This window comes from Psychrobacter sp. GP33 (genome assembly GCF_014119005.1).
GTDB lineage: Bacteria > Pseudomonadota > Gammaproteobacteria > Pseudomonadales > Moraxellaceae > Psychrobacter.
The window spans coordinates 51,717-64,317 of sequence record NZ_JACGYX010000007.1 but is presented as its reverse complement, the minus strand read 5'-3'; the positions used below and the strand labels follow the sequence as shown (position 1 = coordinate 64,317).

The 12,601-nt window shown below is 35.8% G+C and carries 10 protein-coding genes, 1 pseudogene and 1 other annotated feature; of the genes and pseudogenes, 5 read left to right on the top strand and 6 right to left on the bottom strand.

Annotation, left to right across the window (positions count from 1 at the left end; all coding sequences use genetic code 11):
• Nucleotides 1–7: 7 nt before the first annotated feature.
• The 6 genes and pseudogenes from H2245_RS10260 to H2245_RS10235 all read right to left on the bottom strand — a co-directional run bounded on the left by H2245_RS10260 (nt 8) and on the right by H2245_RS10235 (nt 10,034).
• Nucleotides 8–967: a PD-(D/E)XK motif protein gene (locus tag H2245_RS10260; protein WP_182407298.1), complete on the bottom strand. Its 960-nt coding sequence runs from the start codon at nt 965–967 to the stop codon at nt 8–10.
• Nucleotides 964–3,666: a Z1 domain-containing protein gene (locus H2245_RS10255; protein ID WP_182407297.1), complete on the bottom strand. Its 2,703-nt coding sequence runs from the start codon at nt 3,664–3,666 to the stop codon at nt 964–966. The genes H2245_RS10260 and H2245_RS10255 overlap by 4 nt, the downstream gene beginning before the upstream one ends.
• Before the next feature lie 10 nt (nt 3,667–3,676).
• Nucleotides 3,677–5,068, bottom strand: a complete 1,392-nt coding sequence (locus H2245_RS10250; RefSeq protein ID WP_182407296.1) for an ATP-binding protein — start codon at nt 5,066–5,068, stop codon at nt 3,677–3,679.
• A 303-nt stretch (nt 5,069–5,371) separates the two neighbouring features.
• Nucleotides 5,372–6,591 (bottom strand): annotated as a pseudogene (locus H2245_RS10245) (IS3 family transposase).
• Nucleotides 6,200–6,316, bottom strand: a sequence feature (AL1L pseudoknot). It overlaps the preceding pseudogene by 117 nt.
• A 72-nt stretch (nt 6,592–6,663) precedes the next feature.
• Nucleotides 6,664–7,941 (bottom strand): DNA-processing protein DprA, encoded by a 1,278-nt coding sequence (locus H2245_RS10240; RefSeq protein ID WP_182407295.1) that lies wholly within the window; start codon nt 7,939–7,941, stop codon nt 6,664–6,666.
• Nucleotides 7,942–7,943: 2 nt separating this feature from the next.
• Nucleotides 7,944–10,034 carry a RecQ family ATP-dependent DNA helicase gene (locus H2245_RS10235; RefSeq protein WP_182407294.1) on the bottom strand — a complete coding sequence of 697 codons (2,091 nt, stop codon included), beginning with the start codon at nt 10,032–10,034 and terminating at the stop codon, nt 7,944–7,946.
• Between the two features lie 575 nt (nt 10,035–10,609).
• Between H2245_RS10235 and H2245_RS10230 the strand changes: the two genes are divergently transcribed.
• The 5 genes from H2245_RS10230 to H2245_RS10210 all read left to right on the top strand — a co-directional run bounded on the left by H2245_RS10230 (nt 10,610) and on the right by H2245_RS10210 (nt 12,258).
• Nucleotides 10,610–10,780 carry a hypothetical protein gene (locus tag H2245_RS10230; protein WP_182407293.1) on the top strand — a complete coding sequence of 57 codons (171 nt, stop codon included), beginning with the start codon at nt 10,610–10,612 and terminating at the stop codon, nt 10,778–10,780.
• Nucleotides 10,777–11,070 carry a hypothetical protein gene (locus tag H2245_RS10225; protein WP_182407292.1) on the top strand — a complete coding sequence of 98 codons (294 nt, stop codon included), beginning with the start codon at nt 10,777–10,779 and terminating at the stop codon, nt 11,068–11,070. The genes H2245_RS10230 and H2245_RS10225 overlap by 4 nt, the downstream gene beginning before the upstream one ends.
• Nucleotides 11,071–11,116: 46 nt before the next feature.
• Nucleotides 11,117–11,533: a transposase family protein gene (locus tag H2245_RS10220; RefSeq protein WP_182407291.1), complete on the top strand. Its 417-nt coding sequence runs from the start codon at nt 11,117–11,119 to the stop codon at nt 11,531–11,533.
• A 28-nt stretch (nt 11,534–11,561) separates the two neighbouring features.
• A complete protein-coding gene (locus H2245_RS12230; RefSeq protein ID WP_404944678.1) occupies nt 11,562–11,768 on the top strand; it encodes a transposase in 207 nt (68 codons plus the stop codon).
• A gap of 172 nt (nt 11,769–11,940) precedes the next feature.
• Nucleotides 11,941–12,258 carry a hypothetical protein gene (locus H2245_RS10210; RefSeq protein WP_182407290.1) on the top strand — a complete coding sequence of 106 codons (318 nt, stop codon included), beginning with the start codon at nt 11,941–11,943 and terminating at the stop codon, nt 12,256–12,258.
• Nucleotides 12,259–12,601 lie beyond the last annotated feature (343 nt).

The window sequence follows — 12,601 nt, the reverse complement described above, 5'->3', positions numbered from 1 at the left end:
GTATTCCTTAGTTAAAAAGTTTTTCAAATGAACGCTTATATTTCTCGCATTGAGATAAATCAATTGAATAACGAACATCTCTTATTTGAGAATCTAAAGAATGAGGATTAATTTTAGGAAAGGTATTATCAACAATATATACTTGCTTTTTATCTATTATAAATTTAAGTAAGTTTTCACCTTCGATTTCATGAATATAGCCATAATCCATAAGCTTCTTCTCGAAATTTGTACTTGATTGTACATTAACTTCTTCAATAGATAGTTTTATTTTTTCCACCATATCCTGAATCGACTCACCATTTTCAGTACTAGTTAAGCTATAAACTAATAGATAGAGGGGGTCTTTATCGCAGTGAAGTTGGTCTAAAGAAGATATATATACCTTATTACCAGACGAGCTTTTTTTAGATTTAACTTCAACAGCAAGGTTATCAAACAGAAAATCTTGTTTACCTGACTGGCAACCTACCCAAGCGATAACTGAATCCCTTAAATTCCTTTTCTTAGAAAAATCATATAAGCAACTCAGTTCACCAAATAGTCCCATTTGCTGCTCTATAGACATTTTTTTTATATTATCTTTTTGTAAGATTTGCTGCCAACGCAATAACCTATTGCTGAGTAAGGGAATGAGCTTACGTTCCTTATCATAATCATCTGAAATAGATTTGGCTGTATTAATTAGATCTAAGCATAAGCTATGAAAAATTTGCCATTCAGATTTATCTGTTAAAACTAAATATAACTTAGATGTACCTGCTATACTTTCAAGATAGATATCAAAACCTTTAAGTTGAATATTTTGAGTTTGACTTTGGCCTAAATGTGAAGACTCAATCGAAATACCAAAATTACAATTAATATCTGTTATCCAGAAAATATTATAGTTGAGTTTTGAATCCACTCTTCTTTGCTGCAAACTACTCATTTCTTTCCATGGATGATCAATATACTTAATGCTCATTGCTCTAGATCCTCGTAGTCATCATTAAGACCTTGATAGTAATTCCTTAACCATACTGTATTAACTTTAATAGACATAGTCCCTGTTCCGCTAGAAGGCTCTCCATGAAAACTAATTCCAAAAGCTGCTAGCGGTGTAAATTTTAGAGAGACTACTGATTTTTCTCTACTTTCAAAATTTGGTTCTATTAAATGCAACATTAATAAGGGCTTTTTCCTTAAAAGTCTGGCTTCTTTCCTTTTATAAATACTTTTTTGTAAGCTTAAGTTATACAAAGGAAGTGATTCGGCGTTACCACTTGATACTTGCCTACTTCTTACTTCAAAATAATTCTCATAAAGGTCAAACTTACGTTCCTGAAGCTTTATTTTATAATCATTTAAAATAAACTCTTCACCGTTACCACTGTAGAGTGCTATATCCCAAAGAGTATCTTTTTCTTCAGCATATTTTTTAACAAACCAAGTTGGCATTTTTGAAATTATGCTTAGAGGATTATCATCTTCAGAGCTTCCTGCATTAAAAATCTCAAATTTGTTTAAAAATTTCTGTATTTTTGATCTGCTTACATCTCTCCATAGATACTGTTTTCCTACGTTTTCAGGAATACCAATACTTTTTATTAGTTCTTGAAATGTAATAATATTATTGTTGTTAGAATCTATACTGTTTTTAATCCAGCTCGTCTCAACTATTCTGCCATCTAAATTTAGGTCAAGGATAACGGAATCGGCATTCTTCTGTTTATTTTTAGCTGTTATTTGAAGAGCGCTGCCTGGCGACTCTTTTACACATAACCCAAACTCTTTAGGAGTCTTATTTAAATTTGACATGCGCCCAAAGTCTATGAATAATTCATTAGTTGCAGAGATAATCTCTGAAAAATTATTAATAATTTTTGGAGTCGTGTAAATTCTACATAAGTCCTCATATCCTACTCGATAACCAAACCAGCGCCCCATTTGCATTAGAGTGTCGTAGAATTTTGTATTTCTCAAAAAGTAGCTTACTGTCAAACCTTCCAATGTGAAACCACGAGATAAACTTTGACCTCCAACTACAATCGCATATGTAGGTTTAGATTTGATGTACTCTAGCTTGTTTTCTTTAACTTCTCCATGAACTTCACGAACAACAACTCTTTTTATAAAGCCTGATAATTCATTAAGTAAACTTATCCATGATGGTTTATCGTTTACATTGTGACTACTATATGTCAAAAATATATCTGCAATTAAACTGCTTTTTTCTAAAGCATTTTCAACTCTACCGTACGAATACAAGTCATTTTGTATTAGCTCTAAATACTCATCTACCAAAATTGATATCTGTTTATGAATGTTTGTAAACCTTGAAATATGTATGAGCATACTATTATGATTGGAAACCTGTCCTCTTAAATGCCTTATAGCAATGTTTATTAAATATGTATGGATTGCCTCTTTTAGACTTTTAGAAAGACCGATTACTATAGAATGCTTGTTGTGTTTAGATGGTAATAAGTCCTTATAGTCATTAACGCTAATTAAATATCGATCTTCTCCTAAGAAAATTTTTTCTGCACCAAAATAATTACTTGGAACATCTAATGCGTAAATAAAATCTTCAGGAAAAAGATCCTTTTCTTCTTCATGTTTAGCTTCGTCATCAATAAAAACATTGGCATAAGGTGTAGCTGTGTATGCAATGTAACTCTTGCGCGTGAATATACTTAAGAGTTTTCTTAGTTTTCGATTAATTGTGCTTGGGTCGTCCTCTTCTTTAGATGTATCTATAGAGGCATAGTCTGATTCATCGTCTATCATCAGTATTGCATGCTCCGTAATCTCACCTCTATATTGACTTGCAAGCCAATTAATTACATTAGTTAGTGTTGTTGTATTTTTTTTAATAACTAGAACTACTGGGGTTGAGATAGTATCAAAACTTAAGCCTTGAGATGCTTTTATTGCATCTGCTTTATTAAAATCAGCATCAAGGGTAGTTAGGCTTACTGGTTTTCGAGTATTCTCATAACCTGCTAATAGTCCAACCCCAACTTTTGAACCTCCAGAAAATCCAATGAAGTCATTATTTATACGTTCTTGTGTTTGACTTCTTAGAATATTAGTGCCACCGGCAACTACAACAATAAATTTATAACCAGCATCTGCCGCTTTACAAATTAAGTTTGAGTAGTTGCCTGTTTTACCTGATTGTACATGACCAACAACCATTCCATGAATGTCGAAAGATTCAGTTTTAGGATTTTCAATATTATCTAAAATATTATCTGTATCTATATTTATAGTTTGAATTACTGGTATAGACAAACTTCCTTGTTCTTTCAAATATTTTAAGTTACGTCCAGAATAGTAATTATCTCCTTCTTGCTTAACTCTATTTGTCCACCAAGAAGTATCTCTTTTTTGAGAGTTTTCGCCTTGTATCAATACACCTTTTTCAAGTCTAACGTTAAACTGCTCTTCAAACTCTCTTTTCATTTTTTCAAAGTAATCATCAAGAGGAAAATCAACAAAGTCTTTTTCAGAGCTGCCTACTATCCTATAAAAAAGCTCATGATCTAACTTTTCCCAAAGATCTTTAACATTAGAAATCTCGTTTTCAATATCACTAGATACTAAACCTTGTTCATTATTTTTTTTCTTACTTATAAGCATTGCTAAGATATAGTTTTTAATAACTTCGTACTCTTTCATTTTATTATCCTTATTTCAAAAGCTCAGTACGTTCAAGACGTTCAATCCACTCTTCATCAAACCCTTTCTTTCTTAACAACTCAATAATATTTTTAACTTCATCTGAATTTAATGTATTCTGGTTTATTAAATGTGGTTTAGACTGCATTTGAGCTTGAATTGATTGAAGTGGTAAATAGGTTTCTAATCCCTTATAAAATAAATTAAATAACTGCAACTGTTCTTCGTTAAGAATATTAAGTAGCTGCTTCATGACCGGATGCGTCTGATTTGTCCTAAAGCTAGCCTGTTCTCCATCCATATAAAGTTCCCAAAAAGGCTCGACACCTCTTTTATTAATTCTTCTTCCACGTTCCTTGAACGGTTTAAATGAAGTTTTTGTTACATTGGATACAATGCGTCTTAACTCTCTTTTAATAGCAGGTACTGGGTCTGCTCTAGATTTTTTTACATCTATTCCCCAGTATTGATCCTGATCGTTTGTTATATCTATTTTTATTCTAGCAAGTTTATGAGCATCTTTTGCTTTATGAAGTCCCCACCATGTTCCATATGTTAATAATCGTTTCTCTCTATATAAATAAAAACCTTGGGACTTAATGTAACCTTCTTTAGTCTCATATTTTTGCCATTCTTCACTTGAAACCTTAGTATGATGTGGAAGGATAAATGGTGTAACTAAATAGGCCTTACCGTATATACTTAATTTATCTGACGGCATCTTTAATGTTGCTGGGTGATTAATATTAAAAGGATTGTGAGGTTCTATTTTTTGATTATTTAAGATAATTCTTACTTTTTGGTTTCTGAGTTCACCTTCTAAAAATCGGTGAAAAACCAAAGATAGGTGGTTTGACAAGTCATTTATCTTTGTTGAGATTTCTTCAGCTTGATATCTATCTATATTTTCCCAAATAACAAGCGTGCCAGACTCATTTTCTGATAATTTATTGAATAAAGGAATGTCTTTAATATCTTTAACTTCTAAAACTTGTAAATCCCAACTATTGCGTTTAGCAATAAAATCTAAGTCCCAGCATCTTACGGAAATAGAATCATTTTTTTTTGAAGCAACAGTTAGCTTTTTACACTGAGAGAATGAGGCTGTTTTTAACCCTAGCCCGAATCGTCCCAAATCATTTTTAATGCGTTCTTCGTTTGGATTTTTGGTAGCTAATCGCATTGCTTCTTTAAGCTCAGCATCATCCATACCGTATCCATCATCATATAAAGTCAGTATTAAGCCGTCATCTGTAGGTACTGAATAAATTTCTATATGTATGGCACCCGCGCTCAGACTGTTATCAATAACGTCAGCAACAGCAATTTCAAATGTATAGCCTACATCACGTATAGAAGCTACAAAGTTTGCAATATTAGGATTTACTATTTGAACTTTCATTCCAGAACTCTCGCTATTTTCTTTGCACTTTAATGTCTTTCTAATCTCAACAACAACATTATTTTGCTGTTGATATATTTTATTATTGATGTAACTAAGTAACACAAAATAGATGGCTATTAAACCCTTCAATCTTTACAGTAGCGTAATTTCTGGCTTTTAATCTGTATATATCAGCACACAATCAATTAACCTATGGCTAAACTTATAAACATTAAATACGATATAAATATTTATTATTTATAAAAAATTTTGGAAATATACTGAACCGCCCCGACTATATCGGAGAGTATTTTACTTGAGTCAGGCAGCGATGCCTGACAGGATTAAATTATCATAATACCGCTTTTCAAACTCAAAGGGTGACACATATCCAATCGTGCTGTGCAAACGGGTTTTATTAAACCAGTCCACCCACTCAAGCGTGGCTAATTCAATATACTTAACGCCAGTCCAGCTCTCTTTTAAATAATGAATCACCTCAGACTTGTAAAGCCCATTGACCGTTTCAGCCAGTGCATTGTCATAAGAGTCACCCGTAGTGCCAACAGACGCAATCACACCACAGTCAGCCATCTTATCCGTGTAGCTAATGGATAAGTACTGAACCCCTCGATCACTGTGATGAATGACATCTTTGGGATGGTTTCTATCTACTATCGCCTGATTTAGCGCAGCCATCACCATATCGGTATTCATCCGATTCGATACTTTCCAGCCCACAATAGCGCGAGCAAACACATCAATGATAAAGGAGGTATAGACCCAGCCGCTTGTCGTCTTGATATAGGTGAAATCCGCCACCCAAAGCTGATTAGGACGATGGGCATTAAAGTTGCGTTCGACTAGGTCATCAGCGCGTTTTTGATCATCACGGCTGTTGGTGGTAATCTTGCTTTTGCCACGCCAGACGCCTTGTAGACCATACTGCTTCATTAAACACTCTATGGTGCAACGAGAAGCCTTTAACCCATCAGCTTTCATCTGTTGCCAGACTTTACGAACACCTTAACGGCACTTACTGACCTGCCAAATACGTTTAATCTCACCGATGTAAAAGTCGTCATGTTGCTGCCGCTGTGAGCTCTTTTCAGGATTATTAGCTAAATATTTTTCACGATGATAGGTTGATGCGGCAATCCGGAGGACTCTACAAATCAGCTCGACCCCATAACTACCTCTATAGTCATCAATAGACTGAACCATTATCTGAGTGGACGGTCGAGCTCCGTCTAGGCGAAAAAAGCAGCAGCCTTGCGTATTATCTCGTTGGCTTGCTTGAGCTCTCTGTTTTCGCGTTCAAGCTCTTTAATACGTTGCTCTTGGCTTTGAGCTTGTACTGAGGCAGGAATGGTTTGTTGTATGTGCTTCTTATGCCATGATCGCAGGGTTTCAGGCGTGCAGCCAATCTTAGGTGCAATGGCTTGGATAGCTGACCATGTGGAGGGATAGTCGCTCGACGCTACTATCAGCATGCGAACGGCGCGTTCTTTAATTTCGGGAGTGTAGGTTTGTCTTTTCATTGTCATATTCTCTCAGAATGTTAAGTCTCCGACAATCCCGGGGCGGTTCATACTTTTATGAAGTATTCATGTCTATGGTTTCGCTTTTTGATATCGTACTGGCTTAAATAGCTTTACTACTTTCTGATCTTCAACGGCTTGCTTTAACCATATATTGAGTTGAGTCGTATTTATATCTAAAACTTCTGCTAACTGACTCGATGTCAAAGGGCTATCTAACTCATTTAAGATTACTGGCATAACTAATTCATATATAGAAACAGATTCATGCTGTCTATCAAATTTCTTATCAGCAACTAATGTTTCAACTTCTATAGATTCGTTCGCTAAAAAAGACATTTCTACATTAGTAATACCTTCACTAACATTACTCTCAAAAAGACTTAGGTTTTGCTGCAAAGGTTTCTCTCCACACTCACTTATTGAGTCATGAAGCTTTTGTTTAAAATTACTGCTTTCAATATGGGATGGCCAAATTATTGCACCCATTTCTATCAGCTTAGTATTCCCAAGTGGCACATTGCCTCCTATTCTTACAAAAACAGGTAATGCATTTTCTCGCTTAAGCTCTTCCTCAGCTCCAGCCCAAGTCCCACCCTTTTTATGATCAGCACTCACTACAAGGCAATAATCAGACAAGGCATAAATCAACTTATTCCTGCCCATAGCATTCCCCACGTTAAAACCAGCACTAGGGTTATAAGGCGAAATCAGCAAAAGCCGTTCGTCAGAAATTGCATGCCGAGTACTACGTTCTAAACTTTTTTTCAGTAGACTATCTGCAAGAACGCCCACAGACTTACCACCAGCCTCAAGCACCGCATCCATAGAAGTTTGATCTACCCCTCGAGCTCCTCCTGATATAACTGGTAATCGATTGTCAGCACATATCTGCGCAACATGCCTCGTAAATGACTCACCTACTTTATCTACGTTTCGAGAGCCCACAATACTAAGTCCACCTTCATTTAATAGGGATCGATTTCCTATACCAAATAGCAGTGGAGGCGACTTATCTTTGAGATGTTTTTTGTAACGCGTAGGATAATCTGAATCACTTCTACTAATAATCCAAATTCCAGCTTGTTGCCATTCTTCGACAGCAAACCCAAGCTGTACACCTCTTCCTAATAATGAAACTAAACGCTGGTGATCAATATTTGCACCTATAGAAGCTTCACTAACATTGTCTTTATATAATAAATCTTTAGGTCGTAGGTCGACTTTCACCAGCCAACGAACCAGAGAAGTATACTCCCTCAAAGATAATGGCTTTTCTGAACGTGCTTTACCGAATACTCCAAATAATAGAATAGTCGCTTTTGTATCTTCTGTTAAACTATTACTCATTACTAGTCTGCTCTTGGAGAATTTAAGGCTAATGCCATTGGATATACAGCAGTACAACCTGCTTGTCTAAGTAAAGCTGAAGCCACAGTAAAAGTCCATCTAGAATCAACCATATCGTCAATTAACAAACATTCTCCAGTTAAACACGCGTCATTAATAGTAAAAGCACCATCAAGATTCTTAGCTTGCTGATAGCTATTTTGCATCTGTTTTTGCTGAATATTAGAAGATGACTTTTCTATACATGGTACAAATGGTAAATCAAGAGCATCTGCTAATCTAGATGAGAAGTCTGCTAAAAGCGTAGGTTGATTGAATGATGGAATACAGGTTATCCATTTGGGAGCTGGGTTTGGAGCCCATTTTTTAAGCATCTCTACACAGGCTATCACCAGCTCATCTTCAAACCTATGAGTCTGATACTTTCCATTTGCAACAAGCTGTCCCCAGCCAGAATCACGCCACAAACTTAATGCACGTCCCTCTTCAGCAAGTTGATTAGCATGGATATTAGAGCCAGCTAATGGGGATATAGTGAACAGATTAGACGCTGGCCATTTTTTCCTTGGCAAGATAGGTTGATAGTTTTGCTTTAAAAATATACCTGCTCGGTTAGCTATATCTTCATTATAGCTTTCTTTCAATAGCAATTCTGGTGCACAATTTCTACACTGCCCACAGTTTGTTGATAATGGATCGTCTAAAGCACTTTGTAAAAATGCCATCAGGCAGTCTGGGCTATGCATATATGTACGCATTTGTTGTTGTTCAGCTTTTCGTATATCCTTGATTCCATCTATGTTTGCCTGGTCTATCTGGTAATTCACTGCAGCCGCAGTCGCTAACCACTTACTTTTCATTTTTTGAATAGGTGATGGTGATTCGATAGTTAGAAACTTTATTGTTTTTTCGATTTGACTTTTCTTTAAATTTAAAACACGCTGTAGTTCAGGAACACTTAATCCAGAATCGGACTTATCTAAAGCTTCAAGAATATCCAGAATATGTTGTTGAGGAGGGAAGGCATTGTTTATAAAAAAATTAGCGATCATATCATCTTCTTCGCCACAAAGCAGAACACCATAAGCCTCATCCACAGCCCGCCCCGCCCTACCAACTTGTTGATAGTAATGTACAACAGATGATGGACGTTGAAAATGTATAACGAATCCAAGATCAGGCTTATCGAAGCCCATTCCTAACGCTACTGTAGCCACCAATACCTTAATCTTATTCCCTAAGAGTTTCTGCTCTAGTCTTTCTCTATCTATTACATCTGAGTGATATGCCTCAGCTGTAATATCATTAATTTGAAGCCATTCAGAAACACGGTCAGCATCACGCTGGGTAAGGGTATAAACAATTCCACTACCACTTAACGTCGGAATAACTTCTGCTAACCAAGCCATTCTAGCGGCTTGACTAGGTATGACGATATTCTGAAGTTTTAAACTCTTACGAACCAATGACCCTCTTAGTAAGACAAGGTCATGACCTAGCTGAGTTTCTATATCCTCCACTACACGATCATTAGCTGTTGCTGTCGTTGCTAAAACTGGAACATTGGAAGGCATAAGTTGAAGTACACGTACAATACGACGATAGTCTGGTCTAAAGTCATGCCCCCAATCTGAAATACAATGAGCCTCATCAATAACAAACAGTCCAATATTATTGGTTAGACTGGCTAAAACATTTTGGCGAAACCGATCATTTGCTAATCGTTCTGGTGAAATAAGTAAAATATCAACTTGATCTTTTTTTAGCTCAGTTTCAATATGCTCCCAGTATTCTGTATTTGTGCCATTAATAGTTCGAGCGGTTAGACCAATTCTTTCAGCAGCTTCAAGTTGGTTTCGCATCAGTGACAATAAAGGAGAGATCAGCAGTGTCGGGCCAGAACCTTTCTCACGCAATAGCTTCGTTGTGAGAAAGTAAACCATACTTTTTCCCCAACCCGTACGCTGAATAACGAGAGCTCTATTTCCATCTAATAGCTCTGATATACTTTCCCACTGTCCATCATGGAAAAAAGCACTAGGGTCATCTAATGCTAGCTTCAAATAACTTTCTGCTTGTTGCTTAATGCTCATACCTTGATTCCAATTTTATTTATCACTTAAAATGATTATTAAGTAAAAAACATGGCAAGTTAGGCGAATCTGATTTACTTTTATAAACTTACCGCATTTTTCAATACAAAAAAAATAAGCTCTAAGTCTTACTTTATTTCTGGTGAATAAAAATCTAATCTACAAAAACAGCTTTTTGCATTAACCATTAACTCTTCTGATAAAACTGAATGTTGGTGTTACATAATATTGTAACAGGTATAGCTGTTAACTCTAATAAACTATCTGTTGGAACAAGATCAGACCTCGCCCTTACCTCTTCTATTGTAATCTGTAGATATTTATATCCTAACTCTAAACAATTAGATCCAAAAGTCATGCCTTACTATGACCGTACAACTCCTACAGAAACTGTTTATCTAGCTTGATTTATAATACCTACAATTAATAGATATCTTTTTTTAATTTATTTTATTAAGTCCAAGTCAATATTTTATCTATATTTGTTGACTAAAATTATAATATTAGAGAGGATGAAGTGTAGGCTTATCAACGCTACACAATAATAGCTAAAACATGACTAGGCGTATGATTTTATGAACCAAAAAGAACTGGAAGAATCCTTCTCAATAGAAAACTCATACCAAATTCGTCAACAGCGTTTTGCCTACCCATCATCTCATGCTGCTAAACGCATCGCTCAACGTACATCTATGAATATTTTAGAGCTAATGATTTTGCTTGATAATGGGGTGGGGCATGTGTGAATATTGGTCAATATGCAGGTTCTTATCGCCGTCATTTATTATTTTTTAGTCCTAAAGATAAGTTTTGCTATGTAGCTATCCAAGATGAACGCTATGGCAAAATCATTACTGTATTACCTCCAGCATATCATAGGAATTTAGCTTGGCGAATCAATGCTGAACAATGCCAATTAGCTAAAAAACGTCACGAATCATATACTAAAGCCGTTACAGCAGCCACACAATCTACAAAAAATATAATTAAACAATTTCAGAAAAGTCATAAGTTAGTAGACCTCTTGCAAAAGTAGCAGAGTATTTTACAATAACTCATACATTTACAACTGGCTAGGAACCATGCCAAATATACATAAGCTTCTCGCACAAGATAATGCTGGCTTTAAACGCTATACGGGCATTCATAAAGCGACCTTCCATGAAATGCTGGATGCTATGCAGCAGCATGAAGCACAAAAGACTAAATCAGGACGACCAAGCGCGCTTAGTCTTGAGGAACAGATATTACTGGCTCTTACTTATTGGCGTGAATACCGGACGCTGTACCACATCAGTATGGACTTTGGTATTCATGAGTCTTCTGCCAGCCGTATCATTCGTAAAGTAGAAGATATATTGATTCGGGTAGCTTTGAATTGCCTAAAAAGCTTCCTAGTAGAGTTGATGACGATATTAATTGGTCAGTCGTCATTGTCGATGCGACTGAAACCCCAATTGAGCGTCCAAAAAAAACCAAAGAGACTACTACAGCGGTAAGAAAAAACAGCACACCTTAAAAGCTCAGATTATCGTTCATTGGCAAACCGGTTTGATACTTGACGTTCAAACTTGTGAAGGGTCTATCCACGATTTTAAGCTTTACAAGGAAACTTGTCCTGATTGGCTTCCCAATGACGCTAAGTTATTAGCAGATAGTGGCTATCAGGGCATTGCAAAGTTACATAAACAAAGCTTCATTCCCTTTAAAAGCCTCGTGGCGGTCAGTTGTTAGACCTTTGCAAACAAGCCAATCACTATTTGGCTAAGTTTCGCATCATGGTTGAACATAAGATAGGCTTAATTAAATTGTTCAAAATCGTCGCCCATAAATATCGCAACCGTCGACAGCGCTATGATCTTAGGGTGAAGCTATTCGCCAGTGTCGTTAATTTCGAGCTTGGTCTATGACTTTTGCAAGAGGTCTAGTTAAGTATCGCACAATTAGTGCAACTCCACGCACATACAAAATATGGGTTCAAGCATTATATATTAGCGAATTTTTGATGGCTAAACGTGCGACGCTTTTTAAAATGTCAGTAGATTATTACATAGATGATTTTGAAAAAAGCATAAAAGAGCTGCTTAAAGACCCTATGCTATATGAGAAAATCGATAACAGCATACAAAAAAACGTCTTTTCCAAGATGGTATATATTCTTTATGCTTCAGACAGAAAAAAGATGGATCAGTTTTTATATTTTAACAATACGCAGTCAATATGAAGCCGAAAGTCACGCAAAAAAGCGTCAAAAAGTGCGACAGTATATGGAACAGCTCCTATTTCCTTATATTAGCTCTTATATAGCTTTACCAGCAGTGGCCTCTATGCGATTACTACGTTTACACTGGAATATTATCTAGATAGCTATCAACTGAAAATAATAAAACTAGAGATATAGTTAGGTCTAAATAAAAAAGAGTCATGTATATTAACTTACTAATGGTATAGATTTTTCTTGATGCAGAATGCATGACAAAGGCTGCGAAAAATTCATAATATTAGTACCTTATCGTTTTTACATTCAATCGACGATACCTATATATTTGATGAAATAGTCTATATAT